Source organism: Rhizobium sp. CRRU65, assembly GCF_048551595.1.
Taxonomy (GTDB): Bacteria; Pseudomonadota; Alphaproteobacteria; order Rhizobiales; family Rhizobiaceae; genus Rhizobium; species Rhizobium leguminosarum_J.
Map to the genome: position 1 here is coordinate 70,491 of NZ_JBLYZH010000014.1, position 15,349 is coordinate 85,839.

The following is a 15,349-nucleotide window of genomic DNA, read 5'->3' on the forward strand; positions in this document are numbered from 1 at the left end:
TGGCTTATTTCGCCTGAAACGCATCGCGTCAAACTTGATTCATGCGAGACGATTCAGTTTTGTGCGCCATGCGATCAGTGGATCGGGCTTTCCTCGCGCTCGAGGAAGAGTTCCAGATTGTCGAGGCCGATCTCGGTGCCCTGGAGGCGGGCACCGTTATCGGCGTAGCCGTCGAGGAATACCACCTGTTCGGTGAAGATCATTTTCGTGCCGCCGGGTGCGGCTTCGAAGGCAACGGTTGTGAGAGACGCGGAGATGCGGCTTTCCCCAAGCTTCATCTCATAGGCATAGACGATGCGGGCATCGGGCACGATATCGATATAATGGGCGTCATAGGCGTGCAGAAGGCCGTCAGTATCGGCGACGTAGTTCCTTTCCGTGCCGCCGGGGCGGAAATCGAGCCCGTAGTCCAGCGGCACCCACTCGCCATGGCATGCGAACCATTGGCGTTTGGCCTCTGGCACCGACCAGGCGCGGAAGACGCGGGCGACGGGCGCCTTCAGGTGACGCTCGATGACGAGAGTGGCGTGTTCGGCGGATCGTGTCGTCATTCGGGAAGGCTCTCCGTTTCATTGGCGAGAAAGTGGTCCAGCCTGTCGAAGGTGGTCGTCCATTGGATCTTCCGCTGTTCCACCCAGCGCTCGACGGCGGCAAACGCGTCCTGCTGCAGGCGGTAGGTTCGCACCCGGCCTGATTTTTCGGAGAGAACGAGACCGCTCTCCTCCAGCACCTGCAGATGTTTCATCACCGTCGGCAGGGCAACCGCGAGCGGTGCGGCCAGTTCGGTGACGGAGGCTGGGCCACGGCCGAGGCGGTCGATCATGCCGCGGCGGCTGCGGTCGGAAAGCGCATGGAACATGCGGTCGAGATCTGCCTGGCTTTCGATCATCCCGCCGCATCCCGGAAGCGGGCCGGCAGCCTCTCTTTGTAGGGATAGAACTTGAAGTAGGGGCTGGCCTCATCCAACGCCCTTGCAAAGGACGGGCGTGCCAGCAGCCGATCGTAATAGCCGCGAAGGTTCGGGTGTTCCGATGAAAACGGAACCAGCGTTTCGGCATAGAAAAGGGCGGGGGCGGCGGCGCAATCGGCCATGGTGAAGCCGTCACCTGATATCCATTGCTTGTCGGCGAGCTGCTTTTCGATCATTGCATAGGCGGTGGCGAGTGTCGCCCTGGCGGCGGCTACCTCAATCTCGTCCGCCGTGCCGTCGGGGCGCCGGCGATTGCTGACGATGGTCTGCATCGGCGCCTGGACATAGTGGTCGAAAAAGCGATCCCAGAGACGAACCTGCAGCGCCCGGTCGATCTCCGGCGGCAGCAGGCGAACGGGGCCGGCATAATATTGCTCGAGATATTCGATAATGATCGATGTCTCGGGAATGGTGCTGTCGCGCGCCTCGTCCCGCAGCAGCGGCATCTTGCCGATCGGCCAGAAGCGAAAGAGATCGGCGCGCGAGCTTTCGTCGGAAAGATCGACGATGCGATTCTCGAAGGGAGTGCCGTTTTCATAAAGCGCGATAAGTACTTTGTGGCAGAAAGAGGCGAGCGGATGCCCATAGAGCACGAGCGACATGCGGCGACCTTTCCTATCGTTGCGGTAAACTTTACCGATCGACTAACTATCAGGTCATGACACATTTCGCAACAGATACTTCGCTAACCGTGCAAGTATTCCGTCAGCCGATCTACCAGGTGTTGGCGTCAGCCATTATACCGGGCGATCACCAAATGGCCTGGTGTCGGCCGGCCTTCTTCCATGCGCACGTTGATATCCGATATCTCGACGAGTTCGAAACCCGTGGCCGTCAGGCGTTCTCTGACATAGGCGTCGGCATGAGCGAAGCGCTGGTGCGGGCCGACCATATAGGCGCGGCCGGCGAGAATTTCCTCAGGCAGGGTTTCCGAGGAGAAGATGAACAATCCGCCCGGCATTATGTTCTCGGCGGCGCCGAAGAACAGCGGTTCGAGTGCGCCGAGATAGGGCAGCACGTCGGTGGCGGCGATGATGTCGAAGGCTTCCTCGTCGTTGTCGTCGAGGAAATCCTCGACCTCGGCGACGAAGAGCGTCTCGTAGAGATCCTTCTCATGGGCGATCTCGACCATTTTCTCCGATATGTCGATGCCGGTCATATCAGCGCAGAGGTCGCGTAGCGCGCCGCCGGTGAGGCCCGTGCCGCAGCCGAGATCGAGCAGCCGCTTGAACGGTCCGAGCTTCAGCGCCTGCAGGCGCTGGCGCACCAGCATCGGCACGTGATAGCCGAGCTGCTCGACGAGCACGTCCTCGAAAACCTCGGCATGCTGGTCGAACAAGGTCTCGACATAGGCATCGGGCGCCTTGACCGGCGTTTCGCCGCGGCCCATCGCGGCGATGCGTACGGCCGCACCACCGTGATCGTCGGGATCGAGTGCCAGGACTTCCTCATAGGCTGCAACGGCCGCATCAACATCTCCGGCCTTTTCCAGCTCCAGCGCGCGGTTGTAGGCCTCGCCAAGGGCATCTTCGTCGATCTTCTTTGCCATCACAGTCCATCGTCCTTTTGTTTCAGGCATGCGTCTAAGACGGCTTTCGATGTTTTGCAATGGCGCGATTGCGGGCGCAGAATGGCCGAAAAGAAGACGAAGGGAGGAATGAGCCATGAAAATGGAGGAAGACGGGACTTCATCGGCAAGGGAAGGAGAGGGCGGGTGGCCATTGCTGCTGCCTAGCACACCAGGCGAGGTCACCAATACGCTCTGCCATTATTACCGCGGTGAACTCGGGCGGATGACGAGCTGGCGCGACCGCATCGACCGGACGTCCAACTGGGCGATCACGGTGGTCGCCGCACTTCTCTCGGTGTCGCTGTCGACGCCGACCTCGCATCACGGAGTGCTGTTGTTCGGGATGATGCTGGTGACGCTGCTTCTGATGATCGAGGCGCGGCGCTACCGCTTCTTCGATATCTATCGCGCTCGCATTCGCCAGATCGAGCGCTGCTATTTCGCACAGATTCTGGCGCCCGACCCCAATGCCGGCAGCGAATGGGCAGTGGTGGTCGCCAGTAGCCTGCGCAAGCCGCACTTTCTGCTCAGCTATCAAGAGGCGATGCACCGCCGGCTTAAACGCAATTACGGCTGGATGTATTTCATCCTGTTGCTCGCCTGGTGCCTGAAGATCTCGACGCCGAAACTGCAGACGGAGGGAATGCCGGCGCTGCAGGCGCAGTCATGGGCCTATGTCATCGACAATGCCGTGCTCGGGCCGGTTCCCGGCCTTGCGGTCATTGCAATCGTCATCGCCTTCTATGTCGGCATGCTCGGTTTCGCCCTGCGCCCGGATCGCGACGAAGGCGAATTCGGCCATGGCGAAGCACATGTCTGATCTGGTGAGCATGATGTTCTACGAAAAGCCGTTCACACTTTTCGGCATCATGCTCCAGAACCGATCAGTGCAGGATCAACTCGCCCTTCAGTGCCCGCCACTCGGTTGCCGAGATCAGCTTGCGGTGGATGTAGCGCACCGAATGCAGCGGCCCGTCGAGCTTCTCTTCCCAGAATTTCAGGAAGCCGCGCATTTCGGGAAAATCGGGGGCGAGGTCATAATCCTGCCAGACATAGGTTTGTAGGATCACCGGGTGGTCCGGCAGGCGGTAGAGGATCTGGGCGGTCGTCAGACCATAGCCCTTCAGTTGTTTTTCCATTTCCTTGTGCATCGTATTCCGCTTCTTCTTGTTCCCACTCGCGCGCTTATTAGCGCTGCATGATATGGAAACATGCGAGTGGTTAACGGAAGCTTTACAGATACTTCGTAAAAGGGCAATTTATTTTTAATATCAATGGTTTGGCAGCATCGTCCCGAGAGTGCTGCCAAAGGCTCAGCGCTTGAGATGCCGGGTCAGGCGGCGCTCGAACCAGGCCCAGAGATGGCGTAAGGCTTCGACGATGGTGAGGTAGAAGATCGCCGCCCAGAGATAGGTCTGGTAGTCGAAAGTGCGGGAGAAGGCGTAACGGGTTTCGCCCATCAGGTCGAGTACGGTGATGATGGCGACGACCGCCGAGCCCTTGATCAGCAGGATGATTTCGTTGCCATAAGGGCGAAGTGCGACGATGAGGGCCTGCGGCAGGATGATCTTGCGGAAGGCGATGAACTTGTGAATGCCGAGTGCGGCGGCCGCCTCGTGCTGGCCATGCGACACGCTTTCGATGGCGCCGCGCAGGATTTCCGCCTGGTAGGCCGCGGTGTTGATGGTCATGGCAAAGAGGCCGCAATACCAGGCTTCGCGGAAGAACCACCAGATGCCGACGGCCTCAAGCTGCGGCCGGAATATGCCGAGGCCGTAATAGACCAGGAACAGCTGGGCAAGCAGTGGGGTGCCGCGGAAGAAATAGATGTAGCCGTAGGCCAGCGCATTCAGCACCCGGTTCTTTGACATGCGCGCCACGGCGAGCGGCAGCGACAGGATGGCGCCGCAGATAACGGAAATGAAAACGAGGCTCAGCGTTATCCAGAGGCCATGGAGATAACGCGGCCCGTAGCGGGTGAATTTTTCCGGATCCCAGCCATTGATGACGGAGATCACCAGGAGCACCCCAAGCAGAGCCCAGAGAGCGACGAGGATATAGCCGGCCATGCGCGCCGGTGTCATCGGCTTCATCACTTCCCGGGGTGCGGGCTGCGGCGGGATCAGTGTTTCGGCGTAGCTCATCGGCGGATCTCCGAACGCTTGGCCCAGCGCTCGACATAGACGAGCAGAAAGGAGGAAAGGATGGCGAGCACCAGATAGAGGCAGCAGGCCAGACCATAGAAAAAGAAGGGTTCCTTGGTCACGCGTACGGCGACACTCGTCTGGCGCAGGATATCGGCAAGGCTGATGATCGAGACGTAGGACGTGTCCTTCAGGAGGACCATCCAGAGGTTCGTCAGTCCCGGCAGCGCGATGCGCACGAGCTGCGGCAGGACGATGAGGCGCAGCGTGCGGCCGCGATGCAGCCCCAGCGCGTCGCCCGCCTCATATTGTCCCTTGGGAATGGCGCGGAAGGCCGAGAGCAGCACTTCCGAGCAGTAGGCGGAGAAGACGACCGAAAGCGCGATGACGCCGGCGAGGAAGGCGTTGATCTCGATCGGCGGTCCGTCATAACCGACGAAGGTCAGCAGAGACTGGATTAGCATCTGCATGCCGTAATAGATGATGAAGAGCGTCAAAAGCTCCGGCAGGCCGCGGAAGATCGTGGTGTAAATACCGGCCGCCAGGCGCAGCGGCTTTTCCTCCGACTGCTGGCCGAGCGCCACCAGGAAGCCGATGGCGAGGCCGATCGGCAGGGTGACGATCGCCACTGAAATGGTGACCTGCAGGCCAAGTGCAATCTCGTCGCCCCAGCCGGTATCGCCACAGGCAAGGATCGTCGACTGACCTAACCACGTGAAGATGCCAACGGGTCCGCACAGCGGATCGAATATGTGCACAATCCAGCTCCAGAAGGAGCTCAGCGCGGAAAATAATCCGCCCATGCGAGAATTCCCCTCACGGCTTTTGCCGTTTTAATCTTGCAATCCTTGTCAAACAAAAATGGCGGAAGAGCAAGCCTTCCGCCATTACCTTCGTCGGCCAGATAACGAATTTCTTATTGGCCGTAAACGTCGAAGTCGAAGTACTTGTCCTGGATCTTCTTGTATTCACCGCTGGCGCGGATCGCAGCGATCGCCGTGTTCAGCTTTTCCCTGAGCGGATCGCCCTGGCGGATAGCAATGCCTGCTCCGTTGCCATTGATTTCCTTGTCGACCGGCAGGGTCGTCAGGATCTTGCAGCAAGCGCCGGCGTCGGACTTGACCCATTCGGAAAGAACGACGACGTCGTCGATGACGGCGTCGACACGGCCGCTGGCAACGTCGAGCTTGTATTCGTCAGCGGTCGGATAGAGCTTGAGCTCGGTGTCGGCGAGATGCTTTTCGGCGTAGTTGGCGTGCGTCGTGGAGGTCTGCGCGCCGATCACCTTGCCTTTGAGGCCGGCGACGTCTGATATCGTCGAATCCTTCGGCACGGCAATGGCCGGCGGGGTGTTGTAGTACTTGTTTGAGAAGTCGACGAGCTTCAGACGCTCCGGCGTGATCGACATGGAGGAGACGATCATGTCGAACTTCTTGGCGTTGAGCGCCGGGATGATGCCATCCCAGTCGGTGCTGACGAAGGTGCATTCAGCCTTCATCTCGGCGCAGAGCGCCTTGGTGATATCGATGTCGAAGCCTTGGATGGTGCCGCTGGCATCGACGAATTCGAAGGGCGGATAGGTCGAATCGGTGCCGATCACATATTTCTCGCCATCGGCCATGGCCGATCCGGCAAAAAGGGACATCGCCGCGATCGAGGCTGCCGCGAAAATACGGGTAGAATTAAGCATGAGGATCCTCTCTGTTGGTAGCCGTCGCTCCTTATTTCTGTTGGGCTGACGGCCGCAGTTCAACGGTGCCGAGACCGCCTTGCGGCGATAATCAGACTTTTTTTCATGGAATTGCAACACAAATCCCATCGCAATTGTGCGGTGCAAATAGCAGGCGAGATGAACGCCGGCAGACTGCAACATTCACGCGAGGTTAATCCCCAACTTCTTAGAACCGGAACAAATCGGCGGCTCGGCAATTGCCATTCCGCCGTTTCGCCTCAATGCGAAGCTAGGGGCGGAACCAGGGCCTGGCGGCCTCAAGAAGCTCAAACAGGATCGAGGAAACCCGATGGGCATGAAATCAAGATTGTTCGCAAGCGCGGCTTTTCCGTTGCTTTCTCTTTCGCTGGCTTTGCAGCCGGCAGCGGCGATGGCGGCCGTACGTGACGTCGCGACGCAAGCTTCGCCCGTGCTGCAGGCCGAGCAGGGCAGCTTCCAGGTGGCGCAAGATGCGCCAGCCGAGGTGGCGCAGGATGCGCCTTCCGAAGAGGAGTTGCTGAAGAAGAAGCGCAAGCAGAAGGAGGAAGCCCCGGCCGAACAGGCGCCCGCCGCCGAGAAGCCGGCGCAGCAGGAAGCGCCCGCGGAAAAGCCGAAGGCTGAGCGCAAGGAAGCTCCGGCGCCGGAACCCAAGGCAGAGCCGGAGGCGCCCAAGGCCGAAGCAGCGCCGAAAGAAGAGCCTGCTCAGCAGCCGAAAAGCAAGCCCGAGCGGAAAGCCAAATCGGAAGCGCAGCCCGAGGCAAAGCCCGAGGCCGAGCAGCCGGTAACCCAGGAAAAGCCGAAAAAGCCGAAGAAGGCGGAGGCGCAGCAGGCCGAACCCGAACAGCAGCCGGCAGCAAAGGAAGCTCAGCCGGAAGCGGAGCAGGCACAGCCCGAAGCCAAGCCGGAAGGCGGCAAACGGAATAAAGGACAGGACAAGGCCCAGGGCCGGGATAAAGGCAAGGGCAAGGCTGAAAAAGAAGCTCAGCCTGCCGCTCCCGAAGCCGTGAAGCCGACTGCGGAATCGGCCAAACCCGAAGCCACGCCTGAGGCCAAACCCGCCGCCGAGGCGCCGGCCGAGAAAAAGCCGGCAAAGGGTGAGACTGCAGCACCAGCAGACAAAGCACCCACAGACAAGGCGACCGAAGGCAAGGCAACCGAAGGCAAGGCGACCGAGGACAAGGCGGCGGCACCGGAAGCTGCCCCCGCCGAAAAGCCCAAGGATGGCACGGCAGCAAAGCCTGCCGGTGAACAGCCCGCCGGCGCACAGCCGACCGCGCCCGCAACTGACACTGCCCAGCCGCTGCCGGATGCCAGCGGCGGCCAGCAGGCGGAGCAGGCTATTCCGGCGCCGGAAAAGGCTTCGCCCGAGGAGCTGGAACGCCGCAAGAAGATCGCCGCAGATCCGGCCAAGAGCAGCGAGACCGTCGTGCTGCCCGTGGAGAACGGTGCGGCCGTGCTCGACAGCGACAAAGATGCCGACCGTAGCAAGGGCCGGGAAGGCCGCCGCGACCGCGACAGGCAGCGCGCCGACAGCCAGGAGGTGAAGGTGCCGACCTCGGATGCCGATGCACAGGCCGCCACCGGCGGCAAGGCGCCGGCGCCGGTCAAACTCGAGGCGGTGACGCGCGAGAAGGGCAGGAAGCTCGACGAGCGGCCACGATTCGTCCGTCCCGACGGTGCGCGCTTCGACGACCGTGGGAGCGACGACAGCCGGGTGATCATCCAGTACGACAACAGGACGATCGTGCGCGGCGACGATGACAGGCGCTTCCTGCGCGACGGCGAACGGCCGAGCTACGAAGAGCTGTCCGGCGACCGCTACCGCGAGACGATCACGCGGCCGGAAGGCTATCGCATCGTGACGATCCGCAACCGCTACGGCGACATCATCCAGCGGTCGCGCGTCGATGCCCGCGGACGCGAGAACGTGCTCTATTATTCGCAGGATCTCTATGACGATCCGGACCGCGACTATTTCGAGGATCCGGGTGCCGACCTGCCGCCGATGCGGCTGCGTGTGCCGCTCAGCGACTACATCATCGACACCCGCAGCGACCCGAACCGGGACTATTACGAGTTCCTGAGCGAGCCGCCAGTCGAGCCGGTCGAGCGCGTTTATTCGCTGGATGAGGTGAAGTACTCGGCCCGTATCCGCGACAAGGTACGTCGCATCGACCTCGACACGATCACCTTCGCGACCGGCAGCGCCGATATCCCGATGACCCAGGCGCGCACCTTGCGCAAGGTCGCCGACGCGATCAGCCAGGTACTCGAGAAGGATCCGAGCGAAACCTTCCTGATCGAAGGTCATACCGATGCCGTCGGCTCTGACCAGAGCAACCTGATCCTCTCCGACCAGCGGGCGGAATCGGTCGCCAACGTGCTCTCCGACGTCTACGGCATCGCGCCGGAGAATCTGGCGACGCAGGGCTATGGTGAGAGCTACCTGAAGGTCAACACGTCGGCCCCTGAGCAGGAAAACCGCCGCGTCACCATCCGCCGCGTCACGGCACTGGTCCGCCCGGTCGCTGCCAACAAGTAACGGATGTTGCCCCTCCCCATTTTCGGGGAGGGGCATTTCGGTCTTGCTTCTTCTTTCCAAGTGGCTTGAAGGATGGTTGAGAAGTGCGGCTCGCTCTTCTCCCCGGCGGGGCGGTGCCGGCAGGAGAGCGGATTGTCGTCGACTATCGAGGCATTGCCACGCCCTTTAGCGCCTATGCGGCGCTGCCGACGCCACGTATCTTTGAATTCATACGGCGCAGATCGCGATGTCCGACTGTCCTCTTCGTGGATTGCCGTATAAGTTCACGATGCTTCTTAGCCCACCGTGTCTCCGGTACTTTTAAGGAAAAAGTGCATTTTTTGAGTATCAATTGGAACGCTAATCCTGTCATCCGGTCCAACGCGCGATGACGCGTGGATCTGGGCAGTAAAGGGTGCTGACCCGACCTTGCCGATCGCCAGTGTGTATGGACCGAGAGGCTCGATATCGGCGACCTGAAGGCTCACAGTTGGAACGTTGGGATCCCCAGCCATAGTATGCTCCGGTCGAATTCCGAGAACCACTGACTGTCCCACTGCCGCCGAAAGGCGCTCCGCTTTTTGCGTAGGAACTGCAATGTCGACGCCACCTTCAGCTTGGAAGGCAATTCCACCGGAGTTTTGCACAAGTCGCCCTTCGATGAAATTCATGCTTGGCGAGCCGATGAAGGCAGCGACAAAGAGATTCTTCGGGGATTCATAAAGGGTGATCGGATCAGCGGCCTGCTCGATCCGCCCTTGATTCATAACCACGACCCGATCTGCCATCGTCATCGCCTCTACCTGATCGTGTGTAACGTACACGATCGTGGTTTTGAGTCTGCGGTGTAAGAGCTTGATTTCTGTTCGCATTTCAATGCGCAATTTAGCGTCGAGGTTGGACAGTGGTTCGTCGAACAGGAACACATCCGGCTGGCGAACGATCGCTCGGCCAATTGCCACTCGTTGGCGTTGGCCACCTGAGAGCGCGTTCGGCTTGCGTTTCAAATAGGCACCGAGATTGAGAATGCGCGCCGCATTTGCAACGGCGGCATCGATGTCCTGCTTCGGCGTTCCGCGCACCTTCATGCCGTAGCCGATGTTTTCGGCGACTGTCATATGCGGATAGAGCGCGTAATTCTGAAACACCATCGAGCAATTGCGCAGACCCGGGCGCAGCGCAGTAACGTCCCGCTCGCCAATACGTATTTCCCCTGATGTCGTCTGTTCCAGCCCCGCGATCATCCGCAGGGTGGTTGTCTTCCCGCAGCCGGAAGGCCCGACAAGAACCACGAATTCCTTGTCGGCAATTGCCAAATCGAGCGGAGGAATGACCTCAACGCTACCAAAGGATTTGGTGACCTGATCCAAACGCACCTGGGACATGCTGTAACCTTTTCATGAGAATTCCATCGCCTGGCCCAGCGCATCGGCCCGAAAATCGGAATCGATTTTCGGAAAGCACGATGCGAGGATTGAAAGAGTTAGAGCGTCCTTCGTCCGAAAGGACGCACGGCACTCTAAGCGGCGATGGTTTGCTTCTTCTTTCCACGATGTCTGATCTCATCCCGGCACCGCCGGGATGAGATGTTGAGGATGGGCTTACTTCGCAGGCAGGCCCATCGACGAACGATAGGCTGCCAGTTGCTTGTCGCGGCCGAACTCGTCCGTCAGCTTGTTCCATCCGGCAGCCACGGTATCCAGCGCCTGCTGCGGCGTCACCTCTCCAGCCAATGCCTTGGAAAGCTCGATTTCGAGAATTTCCGTATAGGAGAAATAGCCCGGCAGGCGCATGTCGAGCGCCGTGTTCTTGGCGGTCACCGCGTCCTTCTGGCTTCCAAGATATTCCTTGGCCTCACGCTCGGAAAAGATCTTCGACCACAACGCTGTATTCGTCGTGTGCGAAAGACGGTATGGATTGACGCCTGTGCCGCCGGTAATCGCCGCCTGACCGGAAACCGCCGGGCTCGTCAGGAACTGGATATAGTTCCAAGCGGCCTCCTGGTTCTTGGAGGACGACGGTACGGCTGCCTGCCAACCGCCGAAGGCCATGAAGGAAGTCTGGACGACCTCGGGCTGCTTGTCCCACTTTTTGGTCTTGTAGTTCCAGATCTCGTCGGATCCCGGCAGCGATGCCGAACCGACATTGCCAGCAACCTTGGACTGCTTCGGGTCGGCGGCGATGACGCCGGTATCGCCCCAGCCGATCGATTCCGCGACCTGGCCACCGGCAAAGGCTGCGTTCACTTCGCCGAACGAGAAGTTCAGCGCATTTGGCGGTGCCAGTTTGGAGGCGCGAATATATTCCTCCAGGCCGCGCACCCAGCCTGGATTGTTGACCTGCGCATCCATCGTGTCAGGATCGAAGAACATGCCGCCGGGATTGTCGGGATGGCTGGTGTATCCCGCCACGTGACTGAACAGGAACCAGAATTGCTGGCCACCACGGCGGAATGCTTCCGCCGTGCCCCAAAGGCCCTTGTCCGGCTGCTGGAAGAATTCAGCGATGTCGAGATACTGCTTCCATGTCTTCGGTGGGGCCAGATCGTAGCCATACTTCGCCTTGAAGGCGCTCTGGTTTTCCGCGTTTTCAAACAGATCAATGCGGTAGGTATAGGTATGGGCGTCACCGTCCATGGTCTGCGACAGGACCTTGCCGTTCCAAACCATCAGTTGCTCGCGGTAAACCGGCGCGATGTCCTCCCAGTCGGCACCTGATTGCATCGCCTTGGGCATTTCCGAGAGAAAATCGGTGAAGTCCGGTGCCCAGGCCGGCGCAAAGGCGACCACGTCGAACGTGTCTTCGCCCGAGGTCAACGAGGTTACGATTTTCGGATAGAGTTCCGACCACGGAAATTCGACGACATTCACCTTGCCGCAGGTCTTTTCTTCCCAGCCCTTGGCCGCGAGTTGTAGCGCAGAGGCGATATAGGGGCCTGTCTGCGTCGTGGCGGTGAGCGTGACACCGGTGTAATCAGGTTCGCACGCGAGCGCGGATGTGACGCCCGCCGCAGCAAGTAGTCCTGCGGCCGTTGAACTCAATAGCAATCTTCTCATGTTTTCCTCCCCGGAATTGAACAATGACTAGGCTTGTCGAACGGTCACTTTATTGCTCCTAAAAGCAGGCCAGACCGCATCAGCCTGCTCAAAATGCCCGCCATGACGACCATGGGTATGATCGCGACCAGGGCGGCTGCCGATATCGACCACCACTCGTCGCCGCGCTGGCTGTTTTGCCCTGCGACGAGAATGGGAAGGGTCTGCCATTTGGAACTGGTCAGGAAGAGTGCGAATAGGAACTCGTTCCAGACGAAGGCGAGCGTGATCATGAATGTCGCGATCAGGCCCGGCTTGGACATGGGCAGGACGATACCGAAGAAAATTCTCCACGACGGCACATTGTCGACCATTGCCGCCTCTTCGACTTCAACCGGCAGTGCCGCAAAGAAATCGCGCATCAGCCAGATCACGATCGGCAGCGAGAAGGCGACATAGGCGAAGGTGAGGCCCGTATAGGTGTCCACCAGCTTGAACCCCAACTTGCCCATTTCCGTGTACATCAGGAACAAGGCAAAGGCGGCGACGATCGGCGGAAACATGCGCTGGCTGACAAACCAGAAGACGATATCATCATTGCCGAGGAGCGGCCCTGGAAGCTTCATTCGGCTGGAGCCGATGGCGAGCGCAAGCGCTGCAATAAAGGCAAAGATCAGCGAAATAGCCTGCCCGTAACCCAGCACATGACGGCCGAGAAGATATCCGCCAAAGGCAACAACGACGAAAATCACGCCGGACAGCAGCTTGACCTCGAAGGTGAAGCGCACCAGCGCATAGGCTGCCATGGATCCGATGAAGGTGGCCAGCACCGATGCGGAAAGCCCGATGATCGTCGAGGCGATGAAGGTGTTGTAGAACTGGCCGCGCGCGCCCGACAGAAGCTCGCTCCAGGCTGTCAGCGTCGGGTCGAAGTCGACAAATGGTATATAGGTTGGCCCGCCGACGACGCCGAGCGGCGACTTGAACGAGGTGATCGCGACCCAGTAAAGCGGAAAGAAGGTGAAGGCCAGCCACAGCAGGCAACCTGCGAGCGCCCACCAGCGGCCGGATCCTTTGAGGTCACGCACACTCATTTGTGCTTCTCCAGATAGGGCTTCAGGATGGCGAGATAGACGAGCCCGATCACGGTAATGACGATCAGGAACAGGAAGGACAGGGCGGATGTGTAGCCGAGGTTGAACTTCTTGAAGCCCTCCTGATACGCGAACAAGGTCAGCGTTTCGGTCGAAATGCCGGGCCCTCCGCCTGTCATGACAAACACCGTGTCGATGATCTTGTAGCTCTCTATGAGGCGGATGAAGACCACCGCCACCGAAATCGGCAGCATCATCGGGAAAGTGATCCCCCAGAACTGCTGCCAGGGACTGGCATTTTCAAGCGCGGCAGCCTCGTAGACGTCCTCCGGCAGGGTTTGCAGCCCGGCAAGAAGCATCAGGATGACGAAGGGTGTCCACTGCCACACTTCGACGGAAATGATGGCGCCGATAGCCCATCTGGTCTGGGTCAGAAACGGCAGATTGGGAAAGCCGAAGGCGGTCATCAACTCATTGAGCGGGCCCATCGTCGGGTTCAGGATCTGGCGGGCAATGAGTGCAACGGCGACGGGCGCCACCAGCATTGGCACGAGGAAGCTGACACGGAACAAACCTTCTCCGGGCACGCGACGGCTGAGCGCCAGCGCCACGGAAAAACCGATGACATACTGCAGCGACACCGCAACAAAAGCGATGATCGTCGTCGTCCAGGTGACACTCCAGAAGCGCGGATTCTGAAGCAGTTCCGCATAGTTACCGAAGCCGACGAAATGCGCGGGGATCGGCGGGACGAGCCGGAGGCTCATGAAGCTGGTGGTCAGCGAATAGATCAGCGGGAAGATCGAGATCACCAGCACGATCAGCAACGCCGGCCAGATGAAGAAGTGTTTGACCGGATCGTTGCGGGTCATGCTGCGCCTCCTTTCTGGAGAAGCGCCTCGATTTCCTCGATCTTCGGCATTGCAGGCGCGGTACCCCGCCGCGTCACAGCGATACCGGCGGTCGCGCAGCCGAAACGCACGGCCTCGACCGGACTAAAGCCCCGCGAGAGTGCTGCCGAGAAGCCACCGACAAATGCGTCGCCGGCGCCGGTGGTATCGATGACCGCTCCCGACGAGACCGCCGGAACATGAACCGATTGCCCGGCCGTATGATAGAGCACACCGCGACCACCCAGTGTGATCAGCGAGGCTTTCACGCCCTTGGCAAGAAAGGCGTCGCCAGCCCGTCTGGCGTCGTCGAGCGTGTCGAGCGGAAAGCCGACGATGGCGGCTGCCTCGGTCTCGTTTGGCACGATATAGTCGCAGAGCGGATAGATCGTCTCCGGAAACGGCTCGGCCGGCGCTGGATTGAAAACAGTGGTAACGCCGGCCGCATGGGCGATTTCGAGGGCGCGCTGCGCCGCTTCGGCCGGTTGTTCGAGCTGGGTCACGAAAACGGCTGATTGCTCGATGGTTTCGCGTGCCGCCTCAACATCACCAATGCCAATGGTGCCTGCGGCACCTGGATAGACGATAATCGCATTGTCGCCGTTCCTGTCATTGACGTAGATGAAGGCAGCGCCGGTCGGCATATCGTCCATCTGCACAACCTTCGGCGTCACCCCTGCTTCCGCATAGGTCTTCAGCGCCATGTCGCCGAAGGTGTCGCGGCCGATCTTCGAGATGAAGGAGACTGTTCCACCGGCGCGGGCAGCAGCGACAGCCTGGTTGGATCCCTTGCCGCCCGGGCCTACTGCAAAACCGGTCCCGGTGATGGTCTCGCCAATGTTTGGCATGCGCTTGGCCAGATAGGCCGTGTCGGCGACGAAAATCCCGAGGATCGAAACACCCACCTTCATTATCGTTTCCCCTCAAACGGTTTCCGGCGGAATCACGCCTTTGGTGAACAGGAAGCAGCCGTAGAAGCGGTTTTCGCCCGTGGTGATGACGCAATAGGCCTTTTTGGCTTCCTCATAGAAGGCGAAACGCTCGATGCCGTACATCGGCGCCGGCTTGCCCTCGGCGCCGTCGATAACGGCCTGGACTTCCTGCTGCACTGAAGGGATCTCGTCCGGCGCGCCCATGATTTCCATTCGCCCGGCGGACGGCTGCAGCGGCGTATCCAGCGGCATTACCGAAAGAATAGCTTCGATGGCGCGGGCAGAGGACACATTGTCTATGCGCAACAGCTTGCCGAGCACCGTTTTCCGGGCAATGGAATCCGAAGGAAAATTGGTGTCGGAAACGACGACCGTGTCACCATGCCCCATGGACCGGAGCGCGTGCAGCACATCCGCATTCAGAGCCGGATCGATATTCTTCAGCATGAAAATCCTCCCTTAGTTGCACCATTTCGCAGCAC

Annotated in this window: 16 protein-coding genes; 2 read left to right on the forward strand and 14 right to left on the reverse strand. The window is 59.9% G+C overall.

The window, feature by feature from the left end; genetic code table 11:
* Positions 1-74: 74 nt before the first annotated feature.
* The 4 genes from ACM5SV_RS25365 to ACM5SV_RS25380 form a co-directional block, all read right to left on the reverse strand.
* Positions 75-551: an SRPBCC family protein gene (locus ACM5SV_RS25365; protein ID WP_012757772.1), complete on the reverse strand. Its 477-nt coding sequence runs from the start codon at positions 549-551 to the stop codon at positions 75-77.
* A complete protein-coding gene (locus ACM5SV_RS25370; protein ID WP_012757771.1) occupies positions 548-889 on the reverse strand; it encodes an ArsR/SmtB family transcription factor in 342 nt (113 codons plus the stop codon). Before ACM5SV_RS25370 ends, ACM5SV_RS25365 begins: the two co-directional genes overlap by 4 nt.
* Positions 886-1,572: a glutathione S-transferase family protein gene (locus tag ACM5SV_RS25375; protein ID WP_012757770.1), complete on the reverse strand. Its 687-nt coding sequence runs from the start codon at positions 1,570-1,572 to the stop codon at positions 886-888. The genes ACM5SV_RS25370 and ACM5SV_RS25375 overlap by 4 nt, the downstream gene beginning before the upstream one ends.
* A 128-nt stretch (positions 1,573-1,700) precedes the next feature.
* Complete coding sequence (locus tag ACM5SV_RS25380) at positions 1,701-2,519, reverse strand: class I SAM-dependent DNA methyltransferase (RefSeq protein WP_012757769.1); 819 nt, start codon at positions 2,517-2,519, stop codon at positions 1,701-1,703.
* A gap of 115 nt (positions 2,520-2,634) precedes the next feature.
* Here ACM5SV_RS25380 and ACM5SV_RS25385 point away from each other — a divergent pair, with 115 nt between their 5' ends.
* Positions 2,635-3,360: a DUF2270 domain-containing protein gene (locus ACM5SV_RS25385; RefSeq protein WP_222014906.1), complete on the forward strand. Its 726-nt coding sequence runs from the start codon at positions 2,635-2,637 to the stop codon at positions 3,358-3,360.
* 64 nt (positions 3,361-3,424) lie between these two features.
* On the opposite strand, the gene ACM5SV_RS25390 is transcribed toward ACM5SV_RS25385, so the two are convergent.
* From ACM5SV_RS25390 to ACM5SV_RS25405, 4 genes are all read right to left on the reverse strand, one after another.
* On the reverse strand, positions 3,425-3,691 hold the full coding sequence (locus ACM5SV_RS25390) for an usg protein (RefSeq protein ID WP_012757767.1): 267 nt from the start codon (positions 3,689-3,691) through the stop codon (positions 3,425-3,427).
* Positions 3,692-3,853: 162 nt separating this feature from the next.
* Complete coding sequence (locus ACM5SV_RS25395) at positions 3,854-4,684, reverse strand: ABC transporter permease (RefSeq protein WP_012757766.1); 831 nt, start codon at positions 4,682-4,684, stop codon at positions 3,854-3,856.
* A complete protein-coding gene (locus tag ACM5SV_RS25400; RefSeq protein WP_003560027.1) occupies positions 4,681-5,487 on the reverse strand; it encodes an ABC transporter permease in 807 nt (268 codons plus the stop codon). Before ACM5SV_RS25400 ends, ACM5SV_RS25395 begins: the two co-directional genes overlap by 4 nt.
* Positions 5,488-5,600: 113 nt before the next feature.
* A complete protein-coding gene (locus tag ACM5SV_RS25405) occupies positions 5,601-6,374 on the reverse strand; it encodes a transporter substrate-binding domain-containing protein (RefSeq protein WP_003560025.1) in 774 nt (257 codons plus the stop codon).
* Between the two features lie 331 nt (positions 6,375-6,705).
* Here ACM5SV_RS25405 and ACM5SV_RS25410 point away from each other — a divergent pair, with 331 nt between their 5' ends.
* Positions 6,706-8,937 (forward strand): OmpA family protein, encoded by a 2,232-nt coding sequence (locus tag ACM5SV_RS25410; RefSeq protein ID WP_222014905.1) that lies wholly within the window; start codon positions 6,706-6,708, stop codon positions 8,935-8,937.
* A gap of 275 nt (positions 8,938-9,212) precedes the next feature.
* Here the strand turns inward: ACM5SV_RS25410 and ACM5SV_RS25415 are convergent, their stop codons facing one another.
* The 6 genes from ACM5SV_RS25415 to ACM5SV_RS25440 form a co-directional block, all read right to left on the reverse strand.
* Positions 9,213-10,301 carry an ABC transporter ATP-binding protein gene (locus tag ACM5SV_RS25415; protein ID WP_128438419.1) on the reverse strand — a complete coding sequence of 363 codons (1,089 nt, stop codon included), beginning with the start codon at positions 10,299-10,301 and terminating at the stop codon, positions 9,213-9,215.
* A gap of 216 nt (positions 10,302-10,517) precedes the next feature.
* Positions 10,518-11,972, reverse strand: a complete 1,455-nt coding sequence (locus tag ACM5SV_RS25420) for an extracellular solute-binding protein (protein WP_130668605.1) — start codon at positions 11,970-11,972, stop codon at positions 10,518-10,520.
* Between the two features lie 44 nt (positions 11,973-12,016).
* Entirely contained in the window at positions 12,017-13,045 is a 1,029-nt protein-coding gene (locus tag ACM5SV_RS25425) for a carbohydrate ABC transporter permease (protein WP_003560018.1), read from the reverse strand.
* Positions 13,042-13,917 (reverse strand): carbohydrate ABC transporter permease, encoded by an 876-nt coding sequence (locus ACM5SV_RS25430; RefSeq protein ID WP_003560016.1) that lies wholly within the window; start codon positions 13,915-13,917, stop codon positions 13,042-13,044. The genes ACM5SV_RS25425 and ACM5SV_RS25430 overlap by 4 nt, the downstream gene beginning before the upstream one ends.
* Entirely contained in the window at positions 13,914-14,846 is a 933-nt protein-coding gene (gene rbsK, locus ACM5SV_RS25435; RefSeq protein ID WP_222014904.1) for a ribokinase, read from the reverse strand. The genes ACM5SV_RS25430 and rbsK overlap by 4 nt, the downstream gene beginning before the upstream one ends.
* Positions 14,847-14,858: 12 nt before the next feature.
* Positions 14,859-15,314, reverse strand: a complete 456-nt coding sequence (locus ACM5SV_RS25440) for an RbsD/FucU family protein (protein ID WP_222014901.1) — start codon at positions 15,312-15,314, stop codon at positions 14,859-14,861.
* Positions 15,315-15,349: the final 35 nt, after the last annotated feature.

What these genes read in the sequence shown, in the direction of transcription:
- ACM5SV_RS25365 (WP_012757772.1), bottom strand. Translation starts at nt 551, where the DNA reads ATGACGACACGATCCGCCGAACACGCCACTCTCGTCATCGAGCGTCAC.
- ACM5SV_RS25370 (WP_012757771.1), bottom strand. Translation starts at nt 889, where the DNA reads ATGATCGAAAGCCAGGCAGATCTCGACCGCATGTTCCATGCGCTTTCC.
- ACM5SV_RS25375 (WP_012757770.1), bottom strand. Translation starts at nt 1,572, where the DNA reads ATGTCGCTCGTGCTCTATGGGCATCCGCTCGCCTCTTTCTGCCACAAA.
- ACM5SV_RS25380 (WP_012757769.1), bottom strand. Translation starts at nt 2,519, where the DNA reads ATGGCAAAGAAGATCGACGAAGATGCCCTTGGCGAGGCCTACAACCGC.
- ACM5SV_RS25385 (WP_222014906.1), top strand. Translation starts at nt 2,635, where the DNA reads ATGAAAATGGAGGAAGACGGGACTTCATCGGCAAGGGAAGGAGAGGGC.
- ACM5SV_RS25390 (WP_012757767.1), bottom strand. Translation starts at nt 3,691, where the DNA reads ATGCACAAGGAAATGGAAAAACAACTGAAGGGCTATGGTCTGACGACC.
- ACM5SV_RS25395 (WP_012757766.1), bottom strand. Translation starts at nt 4,684, where the DNA reads ATGAGCTACGCCGAAACACTGATCCCGCCGCAGCCCGCACCCCGGGAA.
- ACM5SV_RS25400 (WP_003560027.1), bottom strand. Translation starts at nt 5,487, where the DNA reads ATGGGCGGATTATTTTCCGCGCTGAGCTCCTTCTGGAGCTGGATTGTG.
- ACM5SV_RS25405 (WP_003560025.1), bottom strand. Translation starts at nt 6,374, where the DNA reads ATGCTTAATTCTACCCGTATTTTCGCGGCAGCCTCGATCGCGGCGATG.
- ACM5SV_RS25410 (WP_222014905.1), top strand. Translation starts at nt 6,706, where the DNA reads ATGGGCATGAAATCAAGATTGTTCGCAAGCGCGGCTTTTCCGTTGCTT.
- ACM5SV_RS25415 (WP_128438419.1), bottom strand. Translation starts at nt 10,301, where the DNA reads ATGTCCCAGGTGCGTTTGGATCAGGTCACCAAATCCTTTGGTAGCGTT.
- ACM5SV_RS25420 (WP_130668605.1), bottom strand. Translation starts at nt 11,972, where the DNA reads ATGAGAAGATTGCTATTGAGTTCAACGGCCGCAGGACTACTTGCTGCG.
- ACM5SV_RS25425 (WP_003560018.1), bottom strand. Translation starts at nt 13,045, where the DNA reads ATGAGTGTGCGTGACCTCAAAGGATCCGGCCGCTGGTGGGCGCTCGCA.
- ACM5SV_RS25430 (WP_003560016.1), bottom strand. Translation starts at nt 13,917, where the DNA reads ATGACCCGCAACGATCCGGTCAAACACTTCTTCATCTGGCCGGCGTTG.
- rbsK (WP_222014904.1), bottom strand. Translation starts at nt 14,846, where the DNA reads ATGAAGGTGGGTGTTTCGATCCTCGGGATTTTCGTCGCCGACACGGCC.
- ACM5SV_RS25440 (WP_222014901.1), bottom strand. Translation starts at nt 15,314, where the DNA reads ATGCTGAAGAATATCGATCCGGCTCTGAATGCGGATGTGCTGCACGCG.